At 33.0% G+C, this 25,124-nt stretch carries 30 protein-coding genes, 1 tRNA gene and 1 other annotated feature; of the genes, 28 read left to right on the forward strand and 3 right to left on the reverse strand.

Translation table 11 applies throughout. The annotated features are described in order from the left end of the window. The 6 genes from H8707_RS07300 (at position 1) to radA (ending at position 6,719) form a co-directional block, all read left to right on the forward strand. Positions 1-783, forward strand: a complete 783-nt coding sequence (locus H8707_RS07300; RefSeq protein ID WP_262429482.1) for a transglutaminase-like domain-containing protein — start codon at positions 1-3, stop codon at positions 781-783. Between the two features lie 76 nt (positions 784-859). After that, complete coding sequence (locus tag H8707_RS07305) at positions 860-1,315, forward strand: CtsR family transcriptional regulator (protein ID WP_262429483.1); 456 nt, start codon at positions 860-862, stop codon at positions 1,313-1,315. Between the two features lie 11 nt (positions 1,316-1,326). After that, positions 1,327-1,845, forward strand: coding sequence for a UvrB/UvrC motif-containing protein (locus H8707_RS07310; protein ID WP_262429484.1), 519 nt, complete (start codon positions 1,327-1,329; stop codon positions 1,843-1,845). Continuing rightward, positions 1,838-2,869, forward strand: a complete 1,032-nt coding sequence (locus H8707_RS07315; protein WP_262429485.1) for a protein arginine kinase — start codon at positions 1,838-1,840, stop codon at positions 2,867-2,869. Before H8707_RS07310 ends, H8707_RS07315 begins: the two co-directional genes overlap by 8 nt. A gap of 3 nt (positions 2,870-2,872) precedes the next feature. Next, complete coding sequence (locus H8707_RS07320) at positions 2,873-5,299, forward strand: ATP-dependent Clp protease ATP-binding subunit (RefSeq protein WP_449406487.1); 2,427 nt, start codon at positions 2,873-2,875, stop codon at positions 5,297-5,299. Between the two features lie 40 nt (positions 5,300-5,339). Further along, positions 5,340-6,719 (forward strand): DNA repair protein RadA, encoded by a 1,380-nt coding sequence (radA, locus tag H8707_RS07325; protein ID WP_262429486.1) that lies wholly within the window; start codon positions 5,340-5,342, stop codon positions 6,717-6,719. A gap of 118 nt (positions 6,720-6,837) precedes the next feature. Here radA and H8707_RS07330 read toward each other — a convergent pair whose 3' ends face one another. Continuing rightward, complete coding sequence (locus H8707_RS07330; RefSeq protein WP_262429487.1) at positions 6,838-7,251, reverse strand: nucleoside triphosphate pyrophosphohydrolase family protein; 414 nt, start codon at positions 7,249-7,251, stop codon at positions 6,838-6,840. A gap of 215 nt (positions 7,252-7,466) precedes the next feature. On the opposite strand from H8707_RS07330, the gene H8707_RS07335 reads away from it, so the two are divergent. The 13 genes from H8707_RS07335 (at position 7,467) to H8707_RS07395 (ending at position 19,529) form a co-directional block, all read left to right on the forward strand. Then, positions 7,467-7,961, forward strand: coding sequence for a CarD family transcriptional regulator (locus H8707_RS07335; protein WP_262429488.1), 495 nt, complete (start codon positions 7,467-7,469; stop codon positions 7,959-7,961). A 159-nt stretch (positions 7,962-8,120) separates the two neighbouring features. Next, positions 8,121-9,227 (forward strand): PIN/TRAM domain-containing protein, encoded by a 1,107-nt coding sequence (locus H8707_RS07340; RefSeq protein WP_262429489.1) that lies wholly within the window; start codon positions 8,121-8,123, stop codon positions 9,225-9,227. Positions 9,228-9,323: 96 nt separating this feature from the next. Continuing rightward, positions 9,324-10,061 carry a 2-C-methyl-D-erythritol 4-phosphate cytidylyltransferase gene (ispD, locus tag H8707_RS07345; protein ID WP_262429490.1) on the forward strand — a complete coding sequence of 246 codons (738 nt, stop codon included), beginning with the start codon at positions 9,324-9,326 and terminating at the stop codon, positions 10,059-10,061. Next, positions 10,062-10,553: a 2-C-methyl-D-erythritol 2,4-cyclodiphosphate synthase gene (ispF, locus tag H8707_RS07350; protein ID WP_262429491.1), complete on the forward strand. Its 492-nt coding sequence runs from the start codon at positions 10,062-10,064 to the stop codon at positions 10,551-10,553. 66 nt (positions 10,554-10,619) lie between these two features. Then, positions 10,620-10,832, forward strand: a binding site (T-box leader). 221 nt (positions 10,833-11,053) lie between these two features. Beyond that, complete coding sequence (locus tag H8707_RS07355) at positions 11,054-12,781, forward strand: proline--tRNA ligase (RefSeq protein WP_262429492.1); 1,728 nt, start codon at positions 11,054-11,056, stop codon at positions 12,779-12,781. 269 nt (positions 12,782-13,050) lie between these two features. After that, positions 13,051-14,526, forward strand: a complete 1,476-nt coding sequence (gltX, locus tag H8707_RS07360) for a glutamate--tRNA ligase (protein WP_262429493.1) — start codon at positions 13,051-13,053, stop codon at positions 14,524-14,526. Positions 14,527-14,584: 58 nt separating this feature from the next. Then, the gene (gene cysS / locus H8707_RS07365; RefSeq protein ID WP_262429494.1) at positions 14,585-15,982 is read left to right on the forward strand and encodes a cysteine--tRNA ligase; all 1,398 of its coding nucleotides are present in this window, start codon (positions 14,585-14,587) and stop codon (positions 15,980-15,982) included. A 61-nt stretch (positions 15,983-16,043) separates the two neighbouring features. Next, on the forward strand, positions 16,044-16,406 hold the full coding sequence (locus tag H8707_RS07370) for a Mini-ribonuclease 3 (RefSeq protein WP_262429495.1): 363 nt from the start codon (positions 16,044-16,046) through the stop codon (positions 16,404-16,406). Between the two features lie 18 nt (positions 16,407-16,424). Further along, positions 16,425-17,186: an FAD-dependent thymidylate synthase gene (gene thyX, locus H8707_RS07375; RefSeq protein WP_262429808.1), complete on the forward strand. Its 762-nt coding sequence runs from the start codon at positions 16,425-16,427 to the stop codon at positions 17,184-17,186. 219 nt (positions 17,187-17,405) lie between these two features. Beyond that, positions 17,406-18,152: a 23S rRNA (guanosine(2251)-2'-O)-methyltransferase RlmB gene (gene rlmB / locus H8707_RS07380; protein ID WP_262429496.1), complete on the forward strand. Its 747-nt coding sequence runs from the start codon at positions 17,406-17,408 to the stop codon at positions 18,150-18,152. Then, entirely contained in the window at positions 18,136-18,666 is a 531-nt protein-coding gene (locus H8707_RS07385; protein WP_262429497.1) for an NYN domain-containing protein, read from the forward strand. The genes rlmB and H8707_RS07385 overlap by 17 nt, the downstream gene beginning before the upstream one ends. 61 nt (positions 18,667-18,727) lie before the next feature. After that, the gene (gene sigH / locus H8707_RS07390; protein ID WP_262429498.1) at positions 18,728-19,384 is read left to right on the forward strand and encodes an RNA polymerase sporulation sigma factor SigH; all 657 of its coding nucleotides are present in this window, start codon (positions 18,728-18,730) and stop codon (positions 19,382-19,384) included. 69 nt (positions 19,385-19,453) lie between these two features. After that, a tRNA-Thr gene (locus H8707_RS07395) sits at positions 19,454-19,529 on the forward strand. A 115-nt stretch (positions 19,530-19,644) separates the two neighbouring features. Here H8707_RS07395 and H8707_RS07400 read toward each other — a convergent pair. Both H8707_RS07400 and lexA read right to left on the reverse strand, forming a co-directional pair. Further along, a complete protein-coding gene (locus H8707_RS07400) occupies positions 19,645-20,736 on the reverse strand; it encodes a tyrosine-type recombinase/integrase (protein WP_262429499.1) in 1,092 nt (363 codons plus the stop codon). A gap of 78 nt (positions 20,737-20,814) precedes the next feature. Continuing rightward, the gene (gene lexA, locus H8707_RS07405; protein ID WP_262429500.1) at positions 20,815-21,432 is read right to left on the reverse strand and encodes a transcriptional repressor LexA; all 618 of its coding nucleotides are present in this window, start codon (positions 21,430-21,432) and stop codon (positions 20,815-20,817) included. 150 nt (positions 21,433-21,582) lie between these two features. Here lexA and H8707_RS07410 point away from each other — a divergent pair, with 150 nt between their 5' ends. The 9 genes from H8707_RS07410 (at position 21,583) to H8707_RS07450 (ending at position 24,968) form a co-directional block, all read left to right on the forward strand. Further along, positions 21,583-21,789, forward strand: coding sequence for a helix-turn-helix transcriptional regulator (locus H8707_RS07410; RefSeq protein ID WP_262429501.1), 207 nt, complete (start codon positions 21,583-21,585; stop codon positions 21,787-21,789). Between the two features lie 34 nt (positions 21,790-21,823). Further along, complete coding sequence (locus H8707_RS07415; protein WP_262429502.1) at positions 21,824-22,729, forward strand: hypothetical protein; 906 nt, start codon at positions 21,824-21,826, stop codon at positions 22,727-22,729. A 61-nt stretch (positions 22,730-22,790) separates the two neighbouring features. Beyond that, positions 22,791-22,967: a helix-turn-helix domain-containing protein gene (locus tag H8707_RS07420; RefSeq protein ID WP_262429503.1), complete on the forward strand. Its 177-nt coding sequence runs from the start codon at positions 22,791-22,793 to the stop codon at positions 22,965-22,967. A gap of 1 nt (position 22,968) precedes the next feature. Beyond that, positions 22,969-23,262, forward strand: coding sequence for a hypothetical protein (locus H8707_RS07425; RefSeq protein WP_262429504.1), 294 nt, complete (start codon positions 22,969-22,971; stop codon positions 23,260-23,262). A 135-nt stretch (positions 23,263-23,397) separates the two neighbouring features. Continuing rightward, on the forward strand, positions 23,398-23,577 hold the full coding sequence (locus tag H8707_RS07430; RefSeq protein ID WP_262429505.1) for a hypothetical protein: 180 nt from the start codon (positions 23,398-23,400) through the stop codon (positions 23,575-23,577). Beyond that, the gene (locus H8707_RS07435; protein ID WP_262429506.1) at positions 23,570-23,842 is read left to right on the forward strand and encodes a hypothetical protein; all 273 of its coding nucleotides are present in this window, start codon (positions 23,570-23,572) and stop codon (positions 23,840-23,842) included. The genes H8707_RS07430 and H8707_RS07435 overlap by 8 nt, the downstream gene beginning before the upstream one ends. A gap of 49 nt (positions 23,843-23,891) precedes the next feature. After that, positions 23,892-24,359, forward strand: coding sequence for a hypothetical protein (locus H8707_RS07440; protein WP_262429507.1), 468 nt, complete (start codon positions 23,892-23,894; stop codon positions 24,357-24,359). Continuing rightward, the gene (locus tag H8707_RS07445; protein WP_262429508.1) at positions 24,360-24,608 is read left to right on the forward strand and encodes a hypothetical protein; all 249 of its coding nucleotides are present in this window, start codon (positions 24,360-24,362) and stop codon (positions 24,606-24,608) included. After that, positions 24,609-24,968 (forward strand): hypothetical protein, encoded by a 360-nt coding sequence (locus H8707_RS07450; protein WP_262429509.1) that lies wholly within the window; start codon positions 24,609-24,611, stop codon positions 24,966-24,968. Positions 24,969-25,124: the final 156 nt, after the last annotated feature.

Here is a 25,124-nt window from a genome sequence, read left to right on the forward strand (position 1 = left end):
GTGTATAAAAAAAGATTTGTTGGCTTTGTATTAATTTTTACTGTTTGCATATTAAATGTTGGACAGGCTTATGCATCATCATACAATGTAAGTTTATTAGATGATAAAATAATAGAAATAGAAAGCCCTCAATATGGAAGCAATATGCGGATTATGGTAGAAAAGGACAGCGATGTATACTACTATAGTTTAAAAAATGCGAATGAACATATACCGGTTCAGTTAGGAGCAGGCACTTATATAGTTAAAATTTTACAAAATGTTGAAGGTAATAAATATAAAGTTATTGAAAAATCAAATTTAAACATAAATAATGATAACTTGGATGTATTTCTTTCGTCTAGTCAGCCTGTATACTGGAATGAAGTTAAATCAGTTATAGAATTGGGAAATGAAATAGTCAAGGATTCTTCCTCTGAATTGGGAAAAGTTGAAGCAATTTACAATTATGTGGTGGAGAATATTAAGTATGATAATTATAAGATGAGTGTGATACCCGATGATTATGTACCTGATTTAGGGAAAATACTACAAGATAAAAAAGGTATATGTTATGATTATTCAGCTCTGTTCGCAGGGCTTTTAAGGTCACAAGGCATTTATACAAAGCTTGTTAAAGGATATAAAAATGATATCGAGGAATATCATGCTTGGAACGAAGTTCTTTTAGATGATAAATGGGTTATAATAGATACCACCTATGATGCAGCCCTATTTAGAGGGAATAGGAATTTGAGTATGATAAAATCGAGTAGTGAATATAATAAAATTAGAGAATATTAATAAATATTGGGGTATCGATACCCCATAATATTTAATTGTAAGGTCAAGGAAAGTCAAAGTCAAAGGAGGATTGCCAATGCCCGGACTTAGTAATATGATTGAAAGATTTATTAAAGAACTTATAAATGAAGCGAATGGTACTGTTGAAATACAAAGAAATGAATTAGCAGAGTATTTTGATTGTGCACCTTCTCAGATAAATTATGTACTTACAACCCGATTTACCCCCTATAAGGGTTATTATGTGGAGAGTAAAAGAGGCGGTGGTGGGTATATAAAGATAATAAAGGTTAGTATAGAAGAGTATGAAGATATTAACAATATAATAATGAATACTATTGGAGATTCAATAACGAAAAGTAAAGCATATCATATTATAGATGGGTTGATGGAGGAAAATTTAATTACAAATAGAGAAGGAGAAATAATAAAGGCAGCATTGGGGGATAGAGCCCTGGGAAGCGACCCAAACAATAGAAATGCTATAAGAGCTGATATTCTCAAAAATATATTATTAATTTTAGTAAAGTAGGAGGGATTAGTATGTTGTGTGAATCCTGTCATAAAAGAGTTGCAAGTTTTCATTTTACAAAGATTGTAAATGGGCAAATAGAAGAACATCATCTATGTGATATATGTGCTAAGGAAAATACCGATTTTGATTTTGATAATCAATTTTCTTTTAATAAATTATTTACAAATTTATTTGGTAACAATGAGATTAAGGAAGAAAATTTACCGGATATTACATGTTCAAATTGTGGCTTGAGTTTTAAAGAGTTTCAAGAAACGGGGAAATTAGGATGTGCTAAATGTTATGATGAATTTTCACTTTATCTTAAACCCATTGTAAAGAGCATTCATGGACATGGCAGACATAGAGGCAAAATTCCTAAGTCAAGTAGACCTAAACTTAATTTGATAAAAGAAGTCGAAGGTTTAACTACTCAATTAGAAGATGCTGTGAAAAAAGAAGAATTTGAAAGAGCAGCAATTATAAGAGATGAAATCAAAAAGGTGAAAGAAAAACTTCAAGGTATTGGGAGTGAATGTAATGACTAAATGGTTAGATAACGATACTCTCCATCAAGACGTAGTTGTAAGTTCCAGAACCAGAATAGCAAGGAATCTAACGAACTATACTTTTCCGTTATATATGTCTGTTGGCGAGTCGGATAAATTGACCGATGACATTCTAAATTCTATGAAGGAAAATTATATGAGTTGGAATTTTAAATTTGTACGAATAAGAGATTTAACTCCGAGAGAAAGGTTATCATATATAGAGGAGCATTTGATAAGCCCTGATTTAGTACAAAAGATAGATAAAAGCAGTTTTCTCTTAAGAGATGACGAGAAAGTCACTATAATGATAAATGAGGAGGATCATTTAAGAATACAAACGCTGTTACCGGGACTAAACCTTACGGATTGCTGGGAATTGTGTTCTAATATTGATGATTGTTTGGAATCAGAGCTTGAATTTGCTTTTCGTGAGGATTTGGGCTATTTAACTGCATGCCCGACAAATGTCGGAACCGGATTAAGAGCATCTGTTATGCTGCATCTTCCTTGTCTTACAATGGCAGGCAATATAAATTCATTAGTCGAAGCATTAAGAAAGGTAGGGCTTACTATAAGAGGTATTTATGGTGAAGGAAGTGAGGCAATAGGGAATCTATATCAAATTTCCAATCAAACTACATTGGGGGAGACGGAAGAAGAGATAATCGATAAATTAAATAAGATTATAACTCAAGTTGTAACAAGGGAAAGGAACACAAGAAAGTATTTACTGGAGAATAAAGGATTGGAGTTAGAAGATAGATTGTTTAGATCCTATGGCATATTGTCAAATTGCAGGTTAATAAATTCTAAAGAAGCAATGAATCATCTGTCAAATGTAAAATTGGCTTATGATGCACATTTGTTAAATGATGAAAAATTTGATAAAATAATAGAACTTATGATAAAAATAAGGCCTGCTACAATCCAAAAAGACTGCAACAAGGATATGGACCAAGAGGAAAGGGATAAGATAAGAGCAAATATTATTAGAGATTATTTTTTAGATATGGAGGGATAAATTGTGGCGATGTTTGGGAGATTTACAGAAAGAGCACAAAAAGCCATTTTATTAGCACAAGAAGAAGCTAAAATCCTAAAGCATAATTATGTAGGAACAGAACATATTTTATTGGGAATTATAGCTGAAGCTCAAGGTGTTGGCGCACAAGTATTACAAGAATTTGGAGTTAATTTAGACTCAGCAAGAAGAGAAGTAGTAAAATTGATAGGTCAAGGAGATCAAGTCTCGGAATTATTGGGATTTACTCCGAGAACCAAAAGAATCTTTGAATTATCTTTCTTGGAAGCAAGAAATTTAGGTCATAATTATGTAGGGACAGAGCATCTTTTATTGGGGTTATTAGCTGAAGGCGAAGGAGTTGCTGTAGTTGTTTTACAAAGACTTGGTGTAGATATTGGTAAACTTCAGGAACAAGTAATTGCCAAAATAACTGAAGCAAATAACAACCAAAACATGGAAGCGGAAAAATCCGAAACACCTAATTTAAATAAATATGGAATAGATCTTAATAAATTAGCTTCAGAAGGGAAAATCGATCCGGTTATTGGAAGGATGAAAGAAATAGAGAGGGTAGTACAGGTTTTAAGTAGGAGAACCAAAAACAATCCTGTCTTGATAGGTGAACCGGGTGTAGGTAAGACAGCTATTGCTGAGGGGCTAGCTCAAAGAATTGTTGAAGGTAAGGTGCCTGAAATTATTAAGGATAAGAGAATTGTTACTTTAGACTTACCTGGAATGGTTGCCGGAGCCAAATATAGAGGAGAATTTGAAGAGAGACTCAAATCGGTATTAAAAGAATTGCAGGATTCAGGCGGAGTTATACTCTTCATCGATGAAATCCATACTCTTGTCGGTGCGGGAGCTGCAGAAGGTGCCATAGATGCATCTAATATATTAAAACCTGTATTAGCAAGAGGAGAAATCCAAATAGTCGGGGCGACTACAATTGATGAGTATAGAAAATATATTGAAAAGGACTTAGCTTTAGAAAGAAGATTACAGCCTATAATGGTAGAAGAGCCATCGGTGGAAGATACTATTAAGATTTTACACGGATTAAGAGATAAGTATGAAGCTCATCATAGGGTTAAAATTACCGATGATGCATTAACTGCAGCTGCAGAATTGTCCAGCAGATATATTAATGATAGATTCCTGCCGGATAAGGCAATCGATTTAATTGATGAAGCAGCTTCTAAGAAAAGGGTAAACGCCTATGTACCGCCGGTTGAATTAAAGAATTTGGAAGAAAAACTTGGAGAATTGCAGCACGAAAAAGAGGAAGCAATCAATACGCAAAATTATGAACAAGCAGCTTATATTAGGGATCAAGAGAGAAAAATCAAAGAAGAACTATCCAATAATAAAGTGAAATGGGAACAAGAAAAACAAACGACAAATATGGTAGTTGATTATGATGAAATAGCTGAAATAGTATCCGATTGGACCGGCGTTCCAGTAAGTAAGATGACTGAACAAGAAAGTGAAAGATTATTAAATTTGGAAAGCATATTGCATGAAAGGGTAATCGGTCAAGATCAAGCTGTAAATGCGGTTTCTAATGCAGTTAGGCGAGCGAGAGTAGGACTTAAAGATCCAAACAAACCAATTGGCAGCTTTATATTTGTCGGACCAACCGGCGTTGGGAAAACATATCTGGCCAAGGCATTGGCGGATGCTTTGTTTGGGGATGAGGAAGCTATGATTAGAATTGATATGAGTGAATATATGGAGAAACACTCAGTATCAAGATTAGTAGGCTCCCCTCCGGGATATGTGGGATATGATGAAGGCGGTCAGCTTACAGAAGCAGTTAGGAGAAAGCCTTATTCAGTAGTATTGTTTGATGAAATTGAAAAGGCTCATCCTGATGTATTCAATATTTTGTTACAAATATTGGATGATGGAAGATTGACTGATTCCAAAGGTAAAACAGTGAACTTTAAAAATACAATTGTTATCTTAACTTCAAATGTCGGCGCAACCTCTTTGAAAAAACAAAATGTATTGGGATTTTCAACAGCGGCCGATGAAAGCAAAGAAGAATACGAAAGGATAAAAGAGACAATTACAGAAGAATTAAAAAGGACATTTAGACCTGAATTTTTAAATAGATTAGATGATGTAATAGTCTTCCATCAATTAAAAGAAGAACAAATAAAAGAAATTGTTGATATAATGATTAGGGACTTAGAAAAGAAAATGGATAAATTGAATGTAAAAATCAAGGTCACTGAAAAGACTAAGGAGTATTTAGCTAATACCGGTTTTGATCCGGTTTATGGGGCAAGACCATTAGAAAGAACAATAAGGAAGATGATTGAAGATCAACTTGCTGAAGAGATACTCAAAGGCAAGCTATCAAAAGAAGAAGACATTGTAATAGATTATGACGGCCAAGAGCTGCTATTCAGTAAAAGCCTGTAGTTTTACTACAGGCTTTTAACTTAAAATGGGGGAACTTAGAATGAAAAAAAGAAAAATTTATATCTGCAGCAATTGCGGATATGAAAGCGTGGGGCATTATGGGAAATGTCCGGAATGCAATTCATGGAATACATTGGTTGAGACTATAGTGGAAGAAAAACCTGATGCAGGGGAAAAAGGGAGAACATATGCAAAAAAAACCATTAGCAGGTTAAATGAGGTATTATCAACCAACAGTGATAGAATTGTGACCAATATAAATGAATTCAATAGGGTTATGGGAGGTGGAATTGTAAAGGATTCAGTAACTATTTTAACAGCTAAACCTGGAGCCGGTAAATCCACGCTTTTGTTACATGTGGCAAATGATTTGGCTCTTTTAGGTTATAAAGTTCTTTATGCATCCGGAGAAGAATCGGAATCACAAATTAAAGCTAGAGCGGATAGAATATTGGAACATATACATAGAAATCTATGGGTGGTATCAGACAATAATATGGATAATGTACTAAATTATATAGAGGAGACGGATCCGGATTTAATTATCTTAGATAGTATACAGACCTTTACATTGGATGAATTTCCAAATTCAAGAGCAGGTTCTCCGACTCAAACCATGGAGTGTGCATATAGCCTTGTTAAACTTGCTAAGAATCCCAGTAGACCGAGAGCAGTATTTCTGGTTGGACAGATGACAAAGGAGGACGAAATTGCAGGAGTTAGAGCGTTGGAGCACCTAGTTGATACTGTTTTACTTATCGAAGGTGAAAGCGGTGAGGAATTAAGATCCTTATTGACAACTAAAAACAGATATGGTTCTACAGGAGAGATTGGGTTTTTCAATATGACTGAAAAAGGGATGATATCCATTGATAATCCTTCGGCATTTTTTATAACAAAGAGAGATAAAGGGGATATAGTATCGGGTAATTCCATTACTGTGGTAAGAGAAGGTACAAGAGCTATAATATTGGAAGTTGAATCCCTGGTGTCTAATTCTTTCACACCATATCCTTCAAGAATCAGTGAATGCATGAATAGAGAGCAATTGAATACATTAATTTCTATATTGGAGCAAAGAGGCGGGATAAAGCTTTACGATAAAAACGTTGTAATAAAAACAACTGGTGGGATAAAGCTCACAGAACAATCCTCAAATCTTGCTGTTATTATGAGCATTGTCTCATCAGTTTTTCAGGTAGGGATACCAAATGATAGGGTATTTGTTGCAGATGTAGGGTTGACGGGTGAATTAAAAAAAGTGCCTTCATTAGAATCCAGGCTAAAGGAGGTCGATAGAATGGGTTTTGCCAAGGCATACGTTGCAAAGGGTTTTATCAAGAATTTAAAATTAAACAATTTAGAAATAATAGAGATGAAAAGCTTAAAGGATGTAATTGATGATATTTTTAATATTTAAGGGGTGGCATGCCACCCCTTAAATATTATAACTAATAGAAAAGTTACACTTAATTAACAAAAAATTTTACTTAAATGAGTTTTAAGAAAAGCTGCTTTAGCACAGCAATAGATGATTTTTATTTTAAACTATATATTCCTAAAGTCCTCGCCCTCTCAAATTCTTTTTCCAATACGTCTTGTAAACTAATTTCCAATGTATCACATAAGGCTGCTAAATAAAACATATATGATCCAATTTCTTCCTCAAGTACATCACTGCAACTATCACAAATATTGCCTTCTACATGGGACTTAGCACTTAAGGGTAATTTTCCAAAGGAATCAGAATCAAAATTTTGCCTATGTGCGTTAATTTCTAAACACCCGCAAGTAGTCACGGATTTAGCTACTGCCCTATTGATTCTTGCATTATATTCATCTAATTTTGTCATTATATCAAGAATACTTTTATGTCGTATGAGAATTTGAGAAACTTCTTTTTGAAAATCATCACAAAGTGAGACTTTCGCTTCTAAATTATTTCTGTCCATTTTCTCCACCCCTGTAGCTTATATTTCATATTTCAATTATACTTGTGAGGACAAGTTGTTGTCAAATATTTCTAGCAACTATTTTCAATATTTTATTTTTAAATTTATATTGACAATAACAAAAAAACTTGATAAAATAATAGCTTTACAATTTTATAGCAATAATATATAATAATAATATACGGTTTTGTGCAAATCAGATAGGAGGTTTTCCAATGTTTAGTATTGGTGATAAGATTGTTTATCCAATGCATGGAGCGGGTATTATTGAAAATATTGAGGAAAAAGAAATTCTTGGAGAAAAAAGAAAATATTTTATAATGAGAATGCCTATTGGAGATATGAAGGTTATGGTGCCCGTTGACAATGTTGATGAAGTAGGAGTAAGACAAATTATTGAATATGATAATTTAAAGGAAGTTATTGACATATTACATGGAGATAAGTCAAATATGCCTCAAAATTGGAATAGAAGATATAGAATAAACATGGACAGAATCAAATCGGGAAATATCTTTGAAATTGCCGCCGTTGTTAGAAATTTGATGATTTTGGACAATGAAAAAGGGTTGTCAACCGGTGAAAGAAAGATGTTGACCAGTGCAAAACAGATGTTGGTTTCAGAAATGGTATTGGTAAGCGATAAAGATATTGAAGAAATAGAGGAGATTATATTAAAAGCAATAAATTATACTGATGATGAAGCTTAACAAAACAGATTCTAGTTTATTAGGTAAATATTGCTTCCCAATATTTTACCTTATTTTCAACTTAATGTTTATGAAATATTCTTAAATAAAATGGCTTTTCCATATAATATAGTTATATATTATTTTTTTATGGTAATAAATATAGTAGGAGGTGAAGGAATGTTCAATAAAATAATTAGATTTGCAATAGGTATTATCGGCATGGTTTTAGGATTTGGAATAATAGCTTTATTAAAAACAATGGAAGTATTTGATTTATTAGGTAGTGGCTGGGTTGGATTATTAATTAGTTTAGGGTTTTCTTTAATATTCGGAATTATCTTTTTTATATTGTCACCTAAAATCATTCAAAAAGGAAAAGGTATAGTTCAATTTTTTGAAAATGAAATATCTAAACTCCCCGCATATGATATTTTAATTGGTTCAGTCGGTTTGATTATAGGGTTAGTTATGGCTTTTTTAATAAGTCAGCCAATTGTAAGGTTAAATATACCTTATTTGACTATTCCGGCTTCAATCATACTTTACGGGTTGTTCGGATACTTGGGGATTAAAATCCCCATAAAAAAACGGGAGGACATAATAAATGCTATAAGCAATATTGGGAATACAAAAAGGACGAATAAAGAGAAAAGCAAAGTGAATAATTATAAATCTTGTCCTAAGATACTTGACACTAGTGTGATTATAGATGGTAGAATTGCCGATATATGTAAGACGGGATTTATTGAAGGGCCACTAATTATACCGGAATTTGTGTTAGAAGAATTACAGCATATAGCTGATTCTTCGGATGGATTAAAAAGAAATAGAGGTAGAAGAGGTTTAGATATACTTAACAAAATTCAAAAGGAATTGGATATAGAAATTATAATCCATGATAAGAAATTTGAAGATATTCAAGAAGTAGATTCAAAATTATTAAAATTAACCCAGTTGATGAAAGGGAAAATCATCACGAATGATTATAATTTAAATAAGGTTGCAGAAGTTCAAGGTATAGAAGTACTCAATATCAACGAGCTGGCTAATGCTGTAAAGCCTGTTGTATTACCGGGTGAGGAAATGATAGTGCAAGTAGTGAGAGATGGTAAAGAATCCGGTCAAGGATTGGCGTACTTAGACGATGGAACTATGATAGTGGTTGAATCGGGAAGAAAGTATATTGGTGAAACTATTGATGTATTAGTCACCAGCGTTTTACAGACATCTGCAGGTAGAATGATATTTGCTAAGCCTAAAACTTTGGTGGATAAGGCTGTATAGACCCTGAAATGGGTCTTTTTCTTTTATTTATCATATTAAAAAACATTTTCTTTAAATTTTAGAATCTTATGCTATAATAATAAAGAGGTGAATCCAATGTATGATAACTACTTTGTATCTGTGGTTATAGCGGCTGCGGGTATGAGTAATAGAATGGGCAGCAAAATAAATAAACAGTTCATAGCAATAGACAATAAGCCAATATTAGCACATTCCATTGAAAAATTTGAAAGGTGCAAATATATTGATGAGATAATACTAGTAGCAAAAGAAGAAGAAGTTGAATACTGTAGAAAAGAAATAGTTAGAAGATATGGTTTTAAAAAGGTAACCAATATTATCAAAGGGGGAAAAGAAAGGCAAGATTCTGTTTACAATGGTTTGTTAGCCGTTAATGAAAAATCAGACATAGTTTTAACTCATGATGGTGCTAGACCTTTTGTTAAGATAGAGTCGATAGAAGATGGAATAAAAGGTGTAATCAACTATGGAGCCTGTGTAATAGGAGTTCCGGTAAAGGATACTATAAAGGCTGTAACATCATCTGAAAATGTACACCATACTCCAAAAAGATCATTGCTATGGGCAGCTCAGACGCCACAATGCTTTTGGGTATCGTTATTAAAAAAGGGTTATGAGATGGCAAATCAAGAGGGAATAATTGGAACAGATGACAGTTCTCTTGTAGAGAAGATGGGGCATCCTATCAAGATGATTATGGGAAGTTATGACAATATTAAAATAACTACGCCTGAAGACCTAATAGTAGCTGAATCATTGCTAAAAGACAAGGATGTTTTCTTAAAAAGAGGAATATTTTATGGGGTGGACTAGGTGAGATTAGGTTTTGGATATGATGTACACAAGCTGGTTGAAAATAGAAAATTAATCATAGGTGGAGTGACAATTCCTTATAAAAAGGGATTATTAGGACATTCAGATGCTGATGTTTTAGTACATTCAATTATGGATAGCATTTTAGGAGCTTTAGCATTAGGAGATATTGGGAAATATTTCCCTGATACTGATATGGCATATAAAGATATTTCAAGTATGAAATTGCTTGAAGAGATATACAATATTATGAATGAAAATGGATATGAAGTAGGAAATATAGATGCTACAGTAGCTGCAGAGAATCCAAAACTTGCGACTTTTATTTTGGATATGAGAGAAAATATCAGCAAGATTTTAAATACTTCAGTAGATAATATCAGTGTCAAAGCTACAACAACCGAAAAATTAGGTTTTGTTGGCAATGGAGAGGGCATATCTTCGTATTGCGTGTGTTTATTAAAGCCGATAACAGAAACATGCAAGGAGTGAATGGTTATAACAAATTGAGAATTGACAGATTAACAATATATATCGTAATTTAGTATATTTTAAATAGTTATAGCGAGGATAGGAAACAGTAATTATTAATGGATTAAGAGAGGAAATCATTTGGTGGAAGGTTTCTATCCCTCTTTTTAATGAACCGGTCCTGGAGCATTTAAATTGAAGTTGTAAGTATATTTAAACGGGGGTTACGTTATAGCCTTTAAGTGAACCTTTAGGGTTTATTAGAGTGGTACCGCGGAATATTAACCTTTCGTCTCTTGTTTTTTGAGATGGAAGGTTTTTTAGTATAGGGGATGAAAGGTAATAGGCAATAAGTAATAGGTAAAAGATAGTGAAGAACTAAGAGTTAAGAAGTAAAAGATAAAAGATATTGAACAGTGAACAACAAAAGACATACAGTATAATTACTGCAGTATCTCTGGTTTCAATTGTAAATTGTGAATTTGAATTAAGTTGTGAATTATAAAAAGGAGTGTGATTTTATGAAAATGTCAAAAATGTATATGCCTACATTAAGGGAAGTTCCGGCTGAGGCAGAAATTCCAAGTCATCAACTTCTACTAAGAGCAGGAATGATTAGGAAGTTAGTAAGCGGTGTTTATTCATATTTACCTTTAGGGTGGAGAGCAATAAGAAAAGTTGAACAGATAGTTAGGGAGGAAATGGATGCTGCAGGTTCTCAAGAACTTTTAATGTCAGCCATTCAACCTAGAGAACTATGGGAAGCCTCAGGAAGGTGGGCTAACTTTGGACCTGAAATGTTTAGACTAAAGGATAGGAATGACAGAGAATTTTGTTTGGGACCTACTCACGAGGAATATTTTACTTCAGTTATTAAGGACGAAATAAGATCCTATAAACAACTGCCGCTAAACTTATATCAAATCCAAACTAAATATAGGGATGAAAAGAGACCTAGGTTTGGACTCATGAGAGGCAGAGAATTTATAATGAAAGATGCTTATAGTTTTGATGTAGATGAAGAAGCTATGAAGGAAGCATACCAAATCATGTGGGATGCATATGATAAAATCTTTACTAGATTAAACCTCAAATTTAAAATAGTACAGGGGGATACAGGTACAATGGGGGGAAAGACATCCCATGAATTTATGGCTATGTCTGAAGTTGGAGAAGGGGTTATAGCATATTGTGATCACTGTGATTATGCGGCTACTGATGAAAAAGCAGAAGTTGTTTATCACATTACTGAAGATGCATTGGATATATTGCCCATAGAAAAGATATATACACCTGAGGTTAAAACTATCGATGATTTAAAAGAATTCTTGAGTATTGAGAAGTCTCATTTTGGTAAAGCTATCGTTTATAAAGCTGCCGGCAACCCGATAGTTGCAATTATACCAGGGGATAGAGAGCTAAATGAAACAAAATTAGCAAATTATTTAGGTGTAGCAGAGCATGAATTGGAAATGGCTGATGAAGATACGATTATAGCTATAACCGGTGCAAATAAGGGTTTTACCGGTCCTATTAGACTAAAGCCTGATGCAAGATTAATCTTAGATTATAGAATAACAAAGATGAAAAACATAGTAGTTGGAGGCAATGAAACAGATTATCATATAAAAAATGCAAATTACGGCAGAGATTTTAGCGGAGAAATTGTAGACGATTTATTGACAGTAGAAAAAGGAGATACTTGTCCGAAATGCGGGATGCCACTTATGATGGACAGAGGAATTGAAGTAGGCAATATATTTCAGTTAGGAACAAAATATAGTGAAGCTATTGGTGCCAAGTTCTTGGACGAGAACGGAAAAGAGAAGCCTTTTGTTATGGGAAGTTACGGAGTTGGAGTTTCCAGAACAGTTGCAGCAATCGTCGAACAATACCATGATGACAAGGGCATAATTTGGCCATTGGTTGTTTCACCATATCACGTAATAATAACAGTCATAAATACTAAAAATAAAGAACAGCTTGAATTAGGAGAAGCTCTATACGACAAACTTAATAAAATAGGTGTAGAAACGCTGTTGGATGATAGAAATGAAAGAGCCGGGATAAAATTCAATGATAGAGATTTGATTGGAATTCCAATTAGAATTACAGTAGGGAAAAGAGCGGCAGAAAATATAGTTGAATATTCACTTAGGACTTCAGAAGACAAACAAGAAGTAAATGTTGATGAAATAGAAGAATTGGTATTGGGTGAATTTCAAAAGGCCGGACTAAGTATTAGGTAATAGGTAATAGGTAATAGAGAAGAACATAGTGAATTGAACAGTGAACAACAAAAGTCAGTATAATCATTGCTTGTGTCTTATTCTAAGCGGGCAGAATAATTGCTGCTTGTATCATCCTGAGGATAGTAGTATAAACTTTACTACCGAAGGATCTCCTCTTTTTAATTGTGAATTGTGAACTGTGCATTGTGAATTGAAATAAGTTGTGAATTGTGAATTGTGAACTGATGTAGTATAATATATGTTAACTAAATTGGAGGTGTATTTTCTTGGAAGAGGTCAGATTGAGATTTGCTCCAAGTCCAACGGGATATTTGCATATTGGAGGACTTAGGACAGCTTTATATAATTATTTATTTTCTAAACATAACAATGGCAAATTTGTATTGAGAATAGAAGATACGGATCAAACAAGATACGTGGAAGGTGCTATTGAAAATCTTATTGAGTCATTAAAATGGGCAGGAATAAAATATGATGAAGGTGTATTTGTAGAAGATCATAAATTAGTACAAAAAGGTGAGTATGGTCCATATATACAATCGGAGAGGTTGGATATTTATAAAAAATATGTAAATGAATTGATTGAAAAGGGATACGCATATTATTGTTTCTGTTCGAAAGAAAGGCTTGATACATTAAGAGATGAACAAAAGATAAAGGGTTTGGTTCCGAAATATGACGGATTTTGTAGAAATATTCCCCTTGAAGAAGCGAGAAAGAGAATTGCAGATGGCGAAGAGTATGTTGTAAGACTAAAGCTTCCTCATGATAAAGACATCAAATTCCATGACTTAGTAAGAGGAGAAATCGTTATAAATACAAATGATATTGATGACCAGGTATTACTAAAATCAGATGGATTTCCTACTTACCACTTGGCTGTTGTAGTTGATGATCATTTAATGAAGATTACTCATATAGTAAGAGGGGAAGAATGGCTGCCTTCTACCCCAAAACATATTTATCTTTATGAAGCTTTTGGTTGGGAACAACCTGTTTATGTTCATCTCCCGACAGTTTTAAATAGTGAAAGAAAGAAGTTGTCAAAGCGCCACGGGGATGTTTCTGTAGAAGATTTTAGAAGCAAAGGATATCTTTCGGAGGGACTTGTTAACTATTTAGCCTTGGTGGGCTGGAGTCCGGAGGATGACGAAGAGATTCTTACATTGGAAGAAATGGTTGAAAAATTTAGCTTTGAAAGAGTATCCAAAACAGGAGGCATATTTGATAGAGATAAATTAGACTGGGTTAACGGGCATTATATAAGGGAATTGGACTTAGAATACATTACTGAATTAACTATTCCATTCCTTAAAGAGGCTAAGCTTATAGATGATAAATTTTGCGATGAAAATAAAGAATGGTTAAAGGTATTGGTAGACACAGTTAGAGGTAATATGTCTACGTTGGCAGAGATAGTCGATAAAACTGATTTTATTTTCAAGGATGAAGTTGAAGTCGTAGAAGAAGATGCTAAAGAAATATTAGGTGGAGAGAATACCGATACGCTTATGAATGCAGTAATTGAAGAGTTAAACAATATTGATGAAATTGATTTTGACTATGCTAAGATCTTTATGAAGACAATTCAAAAGTCTACCGGAATAAAAGGCAAAAATCTATTTATGCCGGTTAGAGTAGCTTTAACCGGTGTTGCGCATGGACCGGAGATGGTAAATATAATTTATCTACTGGGAAAAGAAAAAATAATTGCTAGAGCCAATAAGGTTTTAGGTAGATAAAGTCATCGGGGATTGTCTCCAATGACTTAATAATGAATAGATACGAGGAAGTGATGATGTGAAGTTATATAATTCGTTAACCAGAAAAAAGGAAGAATTTATACCTGTTACGGAAGGTCATGTAAATATGTACAATTGTGGACCTACTGTATATAACTATATTCATGTGGGAAATGCAAGACCATTAGTTGTATTTGATACATTAAGAAGATTCTTTATTTATAAAGGTTATAACGTCAAATTTGTAGTTAATTTTACCGATATAGATGACAGAATGATAGATAAAGCTAATGATGAAGGTACAACTGTTCAGAAAATAGCAGAAAGATATATTGAGGCATTCATGGAAGATGCGAAGGGGTTAAATCTATATGATTACGAAACTATTAATCCCAGAGCAACTCAATTTATATCCCAAATTGTTGAATTTATAGAGGGGTTAATCGAAAAAGGGGCGGCTTATAACGTTGATGGGAATGTATATTTTAATATATCCAGTGCAAAGGATTATGGGAAATTATCAAAGAAAAAATTAGAGGATTTAATTAGCGGCGCCAGAGTTGATATAAATGAAGAAAAGAGAAATCCAATGGATTTTGCTCTTTGGAAAAAGGAAAAAGAAGGAGAACCTTCATGGGATAGCCCTTGGGGAAAAGGTAGACCAGGATGGCATATAGAGTGCTCTGTAATGGCAAAAACCCTATTGGGCGAAACCATAGACATTCATTCAGGCGGAGAAGATCTTCAATTTCCTCATCATGAAAATGAAATAGCGCAGTCTGAAACTTTAAACAACAAACCATTTGCAAATTATTGGCTTCATAATGGCATGATTACAGTTGATAATCAAAAAATGTCCAAATCCTTGGGGAATTTCTTTACTATAAAAGACGTAGGCAAAGAATATGATTTAGAAGTTTTAAGATTTTTCTTGTTATCAGCGCATTATAGATCTCCAATGAATTTTAGCAGAGAAGTAATGAATCAGACACAAAATGCTCTGGAAAGATTATATAATAGCAAAAAAAATCTTGAGTATCTTATGGATAAGGTTGAGAACCGCGAAATAGATGAAGATGAAAAACCTTTAGTTGATGAAATAAATAATTATAAAGATAAATTCATTGAGAGTATGGAAGATGACATAAATACAGCGGATGCCATTGCATATTTATTTGAAATGGTAAAGCTTTATAATACTCATATCAATGAAGATTCATCCAAAGATTTTGTTAAATATGCATACAATACCATGATGGATTTAGCAAAGATATTGGGGATATTGACAAGACGGGATGAAATTTTAGAATCTGAAATTTTGGAACTTATTGAAAAGAGAACAGAGGCAAGAAAAAATAAGAATTATAAACTGTCTGATGAAATTAGGGATATTCTAAAAGAAAAGGGTATAATTTTAGAAGATACTAAAGACGGAGTTAAGTGGAAAAGGGTTTAATATGGAAAATAATAATATCTTTAGAAGCATAAATACAAATTTGAGTAGGGAGGATATCTCAATGCTATCACCCCTACAACTTGCTTATATAGGGGATGCAGTTTATGAATTGCTGGTAAGAACATATCTTTTGAATATAGGGCTGAATGTTAACGAATTGCATAAGTCTGCGACAAAATATGTAAAATCAAAGGCACAAGCTGATATAACACATAGCATTGAAGAAATATTAACTGATGAGGAGAAATCCTATATTAAGAGAGGAAGAAATGCAAAAATTCATTCATCTCCTAAAAATGCGGATATACTGGAATATAAGTATGCTACAGGGTTTGAATGTTTGTTTGGATATCTATTTCTTACAGGTGAAGATTTGAGAATGAAAGAGATATTTGACAGGATAACTGCACTTGATATTAAATAAGAAAGTAGGGATACTATGCTGAATGTTGAATTATTAAGATACACACCGGATGGTGAGAAACTTGTAGCATCTGCGGCCAAGCTATGCTATTCATCTGTTGGAATCAGCCAAATTGAACAAGGGTTGGATGATGAGAAGTTAAATAAATTTTTAAATTTATTGATGGATTTAGGACATGAAAGTCCAATAGAACATGTGTCATTTACATTTGGCATTGAAGGGGTTTCGAGAACCCTTACCCATCAGCTGGTAAGGCATAGGATTGCTAGTTTCTCTCAACAATCTCAAAGATATGTCAGGTTAAATCAATTTGAATATGTCATTCCTCCTGCAATAGAAAATAATAAAGAGGCAAAAGAGATTTTTATCAAGGCTATGGAAGAGGATCAAAAAAGATATGAAAAAATATCAAACCTTCTTTTTGAAGACCACTTTAATAAATACATAGCTGAAGGATTAAAAGAGAAAGACGCAAAGTCAAAAGCTGAAAAAGAAGCAATTGAAGATGCAAGATATATTTTCCCCAATGCTTGCGAAACCAAAATCGTTTTAACAATGAATGCAAGGTCATTATTTAATTTTTTCAAATTGAGATGTTGTAACAGAGCTCAGTGGGAAATCAGGGAATTAGCAACACAGATGCTTATAGAAGTAAAAAAAGTATATCCGATTTTATTTAAGAATGCAGGTCCAGGCTGCTTAAACGGACCATGTCCGGAAGGAAATATGACCTGTGGGAAGATTGCAGAAGTAAGGGAGAAGTTTAGAACCTTAGAATAGCAGGTAAGAGGTAAAAGATAGGTAAAAGGTAATAGGTATAAGATAAAAGATAAAAGATAGTGAATAGATAACAGTGAACAACAGAAAAGATAGTATAATTACAACAGAAGTCATTTGTAGGGGCGGATGACCATAATAATTGTGAATTGAATTAAGTTGTGAATTGTGAATTGTGAATTGTGAACTGTGAACTGTGAATTGAAGGAAAGGATTGAGTGAATGAACGAACAGTATATAGTAGGAAGAAATCCCGTTTTAGAGCTATTAAAATCTGATAAGCAGGTAGATAAATTATATATACAAAAAGGAGATTTACATGGCTCAATCAATAAAATCATTGGGATTGCAAAATCTAGAAATATAATAATACAACAAGCGGATAAAGCAAAACTTGATTCTATGGCAAATGGTAATATACACCAAGGAGTAGCAGCATTGGTTACTGATTATGAATATTCCACCATAGATAAAATATTGGATAAGGCTAAAAGCAGAAACGAAGATCCCTTTATAATAATATTAGATGAAATAGAGGATACCCACAATCTAGGGGCAATTGTAAGAACAGCTGAATGTGCCGGGGTACATGGTATAATTATACCTAAAAGAAGAGCGGCAATGGTAAATCAAACAGTATACAAGACTTCAGCGGGTGCAGTTGAACATATGTTGATAGCAAATGTCAATAATATATCCTCTGCAATAGATGAATTAAAGAAAAATAGACTATGGATATATGGCGCGGATATGGGAGGAGAAGATTATTATTTTGATATTTCATTATTAGGACCTATAGCTTTGGTTATTGGGAATGAGGGAAAGGGTCTATCTAGGCTGGTTAAGGAAAAATGTGATTTTCTAATTAAAATTCCTATGGTAGGTAAGATTTCTTCTCTAAACGCTTCTGCAGCTGCTTCAATATTGATATATGAGGTAGTGAAACAGAACCATGAAAAAAGGAAATAAGCAAAAAGAATATTTATTTGTTGACGGATACAATATTATCAATGCATGGGAAAACTTAAAAAAAAAGGCATCCATAAGCCTTGAAGAATCGAGGTTGGAATTGTTAGAAATTTTAGCCGAGTATCACCATTACTCAGGCATTGAAATAATTGTCGTATTTGATGCTCATCTAGTTAAAGGGAATACAGGAACTAGGGATTGCTATAAAGGGGTTAAAATCATATATACAAAAGAAAATGAAACAGCCGATAATTATATCGAAAGAACTTTGGATTCAATCGGCAGGATAAAAAGGGTAAGGGTTGCTACATCAGATTGGATGGAACAACAACTTGTGCTGTCCCGTGGAGGCACACGAATATCAGCAAGAGAGTTGGAAGCGGAAATATATAATTGGAAGAACATGATAAAAAGAAAAAGCAAAAATAATAATCAGAAGAATGATTTACAAATAGGAAGTTTAGATGAAAAAACATTATACAAGCTTAAAGATTGGAATAAGTCAAATAATTGATCTTGACTAAATAGAGCCAATTTTCTATAATTAAAGTGGTTATAAAGATGGAGGGGTTCTAATGGTTTTTGAATTGTATGATGATAGCAATTTACCTAATTTTGAAACCATGGAAGATGAGGAGATAGTCCAAATGGCTAATTCTAATTGTCCTCTGGCTTTAGAATTTTTGATTAACAAATATAAGAATTTTGTACGTTCGAAAGCTAGGTCTTATTTTTTGATTGGGGCAGATAGAGACGACATTATTCAGGAAGGTATGATAGGTTTATTTAAAGCAATTAGAGATTATGATAGTGATAAGCTTACTTCCTTTAAATCATTTGCGGAAATATGTATTACAAGACAAATAATAACAGCAATTAAAACTGCAACCAGACAAAAACATATTCCGTTAAATTCGTATGTCTCATTAAATAAGCCGGTTTACGATGAGGAATCGGAAAGGACATTGATTGAGTTTATTTCCGGCAACAAAATAGAAGATCCAATGGAACTGTTTATTGGTAGGGAAGACATGGTGGTTATGGAAAATAAAATAGGTGAAATCTTAAGTAAACTTGAGATTGACGTGTTAATGTCATATATAGAAGGAAAAACCTATCAGGAGATTGCAACAGATTTAAACAGAGAAGTTAAAAGTGTGGATAATGCTCTTCAAAGAATAAAAAGAAAACTTGAAAGATTTTTTATAACTAATAAGAATATTCAACTTTAATATTTATTCTTATTGAGGACAGTAAGTATTGACATTATTAAGTATTAATAGTAAAATGTTTTACTATAAGCCCACGTAGCTCAGTAGGTAGAGCACTTGCATGGTAAGCAAGAGGTCACCGGTTCGATTCCGATCGTGGGCTCCACAGAAACACAGTATTTGACACCCTTCGGGGTGTTTTTGTTTTTTTCTAAGTTAAAGTAAGATAGGTTAAAAAATAGGTTTGTAGCTAACAAGTAGCTAACAAATATTTTTATCATTTATTTCACCTTCCTCATTTGTTCATGTAAATATTTTTCGTCTACTTCTACATATCTCTTATCGGTAAAATCTATAGAGGTATGACCTATCATATCGGTTATTGCTTTATCGTCCATTCCTGCCATTTTCATTTTACTAGCAGCGGTATGCCTAAAACTGTGAGGATTTAGATTAGATAATTTTAAATCTTCAACAAGTTGATTGTGATAATATCTCCTATAATAATCAGGAGTTACTTTTTCTCCATTTCTGCTAAATAAATATTCACTTTCTGGAAATTCATTAAAGAAGTATTCTACATATCTTTGAATATAAGGGTGTATTGCTATGGCTCTGTCCTTGCCTGCTTCTGTTTTATTTCCTCCGACTATGAGCATTCTTTTCAAGTCTACGTTCAAAAATTTTCTTAATTCTAGAAATTCACTAATTCTAAGACCTGTGTAAGCTAATATTAAAGAAGACTTAGCAATTCTATTTTTGTCATTTTTGAATAAAGTTTGAATATCTTTTTCAGGGAACGGTGGAACATCTCCTTCTTTTTTACCTCTAAGGCTAATAAATTGTGCATGATTGACTTGTGTTACTTGATGCATTATTAATATATTATACATTTTGTTAATTAACGATTTAATTTTATTTAGCTTGCTAAAAGAAGATTTTTGATTTGGGTCTTCTATAATACTGTCAATGATGAATTGAAAATCCATAGATGTAAGGTCAAAAAGTGGTTCACCTTTTAAAGTCTCTATTGCCTTGTAGGAAGCCTTTAATATGTCAAGTGATGATTTACTTAACCCTTCCTTCTCTGACTCCTTATAGAGCATATCATACAGTTCTTTGACTGTTGTCTTTTCATCTACTATAGTGACATAAGGTTTTTCTTTATAGGTGAGTAGTGCCAACATAGCTTCATCTTCTTTTTCAAAGTAGCCTATTATTTTTCTTTTTTGTACAGATGCATCTCCTTCATTCTCTCCTTCCATCCACCCTACAGTTTTAACCGCTACCCAAGGTTTTCGGCGATTTCCTGAAAGTCGATATACACTTCCGGAACCATTTTTTCTTTTATATTTCTTCTTTTTCTTACTCATATTATCTCCTTCCTCTTTAAGTTAATGTTAAGTTAAGAATAAGAGAGGTATTCTGCAGTTATACCTCTCTATAGTCTCTTATCCTCTTATGTTTAGTACTGCTACTAGTTTGCCTAGTATACTGATGTTCCCATTCGTGAATATCATAGGCTTGTAATTATCGTTTTCTGCTTGAAGAATTACAGTTCCATTATCCTTATAGAATTTTTTTAATGTTGCTTCATTTTCAATTAATATTGCCCCTATTTCTCCATTTTCAAGGCAATCTTGTTTTCTTATAAAGACTATATCATCTTGATAGATTCCTGCATCAATCATACTGTCTCCTTTAATTCTTAGTGCAAAATCTGCATGGATTCGACTATCTAAATTAAAATAGTCCTCGATATTTTCTTCTGCTAAAATTGGAAGACCTGCCGCAATGGTACCTATTAGGGGAATGAAGTTGGAATTTGTAATAGGTTTAATCGGGACTTTAATTCCCGTTAAATCTTCATTCATCAACTCTGATAAACTAACTCCAAAAACCCTAGCTATATCGGAGATAACCCCAACCTTAGGGGTGTAGTTCCCACTTTCCCATTCGCTTATAGAAGATGCACTTTTTCTTCCTAGGAGTTGAGCTAACTCTAGTTGCTCAATCCCTCTTTGGGTTCTTAAATATTTAAGGTTGCTGGAAAAGAAATTTTTGCCCACTTTTTTCACCGCCTTTCTATATACATTTTATCATAGTTTCGACTATAATGAAATAGACTTCTTTAAAATAATTTCAGAAAAAATGAAATAAAACACTTGACATCAGAAATACCGAAATGATATAATGAAATCAGAAGGGAGGAATGAGGTATGAAAAAGGGACAGTATTCCATAAAAGAACTTAGGGCAAGAAAGAATATATCGCAAGAAGAATTAGCAAGGCTCGTAAATTTAACTACTAGAACAATAGTAAGCTATGAAAATAACATTTCCGCCCTAAGAAACGCATCTTATAATAATATAGAGAAAATAGCCAAGAGCCTTGATGTAGAAATAAGTGAAATTTTTTTAGGATGAATTTCAGAAAAACCGAAACAAAGGAGGAAAGAGAATGTTAGCAAATGAACTAAAGTTAATCGAAGGCGGAAAAGAACAAAGAGATAAGTACATTGAAAGAATTGACATCTTAGAAAAAGTAAAAGAATTAAACACATTAGCAAATACAGAATTTATGACTACAAATCAAGTAGCAGAATTTTATGAAGTAAAAATTGGTGTGATTAGAAATGTTTATTCAAGGAATTTTGATGAATTTGAAGATGACGGGATTATTAGAAAATCGGGTGGAGAAATTTTTGAAGAGTTTGCCCGTCGCAACTTGAGACGAGCAACAAAAAAGAGAGGATACGTATTAATAGACAATGAGAAATTAGCCAATAGTCAAAACAATCTATTTTCCAAAAGAGCAGTATTAAGAATCGGAATGTTATTAAGAGACAGCGAAGTAGCAAAAGTAATAAGAACGTTACTACTAAATGTATATCATGATACAGAGCAAGGCAAAGAAAATGTAATAGAAAATATCAATAAAGAAATAAGTCTAGAACAACAGTTGATTATGGACAAGGCATCAGCAGAATATGAAGGAAACTGGAATGAAGTATCGGTTATAAATGCTAAACTATTTAACCTGAAAAATAAAAGAATAAAAGAGTTGGAAGTAGAAAACAAGAACTTAATAACTACAGCTACAACTATAAAGGACAGTAGACAAGTAATAAATGTATTAATTAGAAATATAGCAGTGAACAACTTTAACGGAAATTTTGGTGTTACTTGGTCAGAGTTTTACAAGAAGATTAATTACCAATTAGGAATAAACTTAAAAGCTAGGGAAGGTAAAAAGAGCCATTTAGATAAGGCGAATGAGAGCGAAATGCATAAAATTGAGAAGATTGCTAGGGCATGGGCAACTAAACTAGGGCTTGATTTAGAAAGTTTGCTGGAATTGAAATAAGGAGGAATGAAAATGTCAAAATTTATAGAAGTTCACGGGATAGACTATAGGGGGTGCAATTATGAAAATGACAGTAAGTGAAGCTGCCAAACTATTAGGAATCTCGCCAATGGGATTAAGAATAGCTTTAAGACAAGGAAGATTTAGTGAATTTGGAGAAGCTTGGAAGAATGAAGAAAAATGGACCTATTACATTAATAGAATCAGACTAGAAAAATATCTAAGTAAGGAGGCTTAATATGCATCCAGTCACACTCGGTCTAATAAAAAGTAGCTGGCTATGGCTACCACCATTATTATTTTTATACGTTATAACTTATTTATCAGAAAGGGGACAAGCTAAATGCAAGAAATCAAGTTGTTACAAATGCAATAGAAGATATTTAGGTTGTCGCGATAGGTGTAAGGCTTATAAAGATTATAGAGAAACTCTAAGCAAATGCAAAAGCACTAAAGACTATGACTATCTCGATTATCTAGACGGAACAATTTATAGAATGAACGGATATGTACACAGGAGGGGACAAATTTGAAAACTAAATCAATTAAAAAACTAATTAATGGTACAACCTTAAAAGAATTTATTATCAAGAGTATGTTTGCAGGAACTAAAACATTGATTTAGAACAAATAATGTTATTTATGTGTAATAAGAAAGGAGCAGTAAAATGAGTGATGTAAATGATATTTTTCAAGTAGATTACGAACCTAGACAAAAAGAATTGCATATCAATTTGCCTGAAGAACTATGGAATAAAATTGATAGCATAATCATAACAAGACATTTCAATGAATTGAAAAAAATAAGGATATTACACAGAGAAAGTGAGGTTAAACAAAATGACTAAAGCAATACTAGAGCTTGAAAAAGTACCTAAAAGTTGTCGTGGAAGCGGGTGCCCATTTTATAAAGTTTGCGATATTTGTGATATATTGTCAAGTCGAAATAAGCATATGCCTGTATTAGTTCCTTCCGAAGGCAAAAGAGATGATTGCCCTATAAGACCAATAAACGAAATAAAGAAAAGCATAATAAATGAGGTAAGTCAATTTTTACAAGACAATAATTTTGAAGAAGCAAGCAAAGCAATAGATGCTGAATATGAATTATAATTAGCTGACTGCTGAACATAACAAGTATTAGACGAAGGAGGAAATGAAATTGAGTAAAGTCTTAGAAATAACTAAGCTAGCAATGGAAATAAACGAATTAGGCAAACATCAAGTATTCGTAGACATCAGTCCTCATGTTAAGAGTATGTCTATTTCAATATACGAAGGCAAGTGGAAAAGAGGTAATAGTTCAGTTTTTTATGGGAGCTTCTATTATGATGAATCAGATAAAAGTGATTATTACTTCATCAAGAGAAAACTACTCGAAATAAAAGAAAAAGACCTATCAGGACGGCCATCCTTCAAGGTCACAGATAATCAACTTAATTATAGCACAAATACAAACAAAGTAAAGCAAGTTAGATTAATTAGCCAGGAAGATTATTCCGATTTATATGTATTTTTATCAAACATGACAAGAGCAATAGAAAATAATGATTTACATTTAGCCCTAAGTAAACTAGAAGAGTTAAAGAAATGGAAGAAAACCTTAAAGGGAAATATAGGTGAAGTATAGATGAAATTATTTGAAACTATCTATATGAAAATTATAGATACAGATAAAACTTATTATCTACTATATAAATCGTACGCAGATGATGATGATGGTCGAATTGATGTAGAAGAAATAGACGAGAAAAGATATCTAAAGGCTAAAGAAGCAGGATTAAAGATAGAGGAAAAAGAGTTTGGAAATGCTAGGTTTGGCATAAAGAGAAGGATTGAATACGGAGAATTTGAAGGTGTAAAAAGGGAGGAAATATAAATGATAAAAGATAGATTATTAAGCTTACCAAATGAGATATTTGAAAAGAAGTGCCACTTAATAGATAAACAACAAGAATTAGAGGATATAAAGATGGAACTTAAAATATGGGAAATGAAAGAAATGAATACTATCACAAATCTAATAGATGTAAAGGGGAAGCCTTATTATTCAAATGCAGAGAAAAGAGCGGTAGCACTACAAGATGCAAAGGATAAATCAGATTTTTATGATAGCAAATCAATAAAAGCAAAAATACTCGAAAAAGAAATATCGCTTATAAACATACACTTAGAGAAGCTATTCAATGAACAAGGAAACCTAAGAGCAATATGCAGATTAGAGGGTGGTCTAAATTAACGATTTAATCGAAAGACAAACGCAGATTGAGGATTTCTTATATGAAAAATATGGTGCAAGACCAACTAGAAATACAGTTGTCGGAGATAGATATGGACTAGTAGATGAATGGCACAAGAATAATGAAAAGATTAGAGAAATGCAAGAAAGGGAGTT

The sequence above is a fragment of the Paratissierella segnis genome (genome assembly GCF_014385195.1).
GTDB classification, from domain to species: Bacteria; Bacillota; Clostridia; order Tissierellales; family Tissierellaceae; genus Paratissierella; species Paratissierella segnis.